1 protein-coding gene is annotated in these 397 nt (G+C 53.9%); it reads left to right on the top strand.

Annotated elements, in window-relative coordinates; translation table 11 throughout:
* Positions 1–238: hypothetical protein (locus AC1RPX_RS07735; protein WP_481762488.1), on the top strand; the 238-nt coding region annotated here is incomplete at its 5' end.
* Positions 239–397: the final 159 nt, after the last annotated feature.

Genomic DNA, 397 nt, shown 5'->3' with positions numbered 1-397 from the left:
ATGTATAATAGTCACACCAACTTTCAAGGAGATGATCATGAGCGTTTATTACCCGTTGGGCATGACGCCTAAGGAGATGCTGGTGTGCATCGACCTACTTCGTACAGAAGCACAAAAGTTTGAGAAGATCGGCCAAGATTGCCTAACATCTGCTCAAGAGGCCATGTGTCTAGAGGTCGCGTGCGAACGCCGTCGTCTGGCTGACCGTATCGAACACGCATATCGGAATATCGAATGACCGATCCACGCCGCGCGGGCCGAGACGCCTACTGGTCGGGAATGACTCTCGATCAAAACCCGTAGACGGGGATCGCGCGGGCGCTGTGGATCAATGGGTGGGAGCGGGCACGTGCTCTTGACGACGAATACAGTCCGTTGTTGGGGTTCGATAAGCTTC

The organism is Dellaglioa sp. CoH-56-MRSF-14, assembly GCF_056782115.1.
This window is presented reverse-complemented; position numbering and strand designations above follow the sequence as displayed.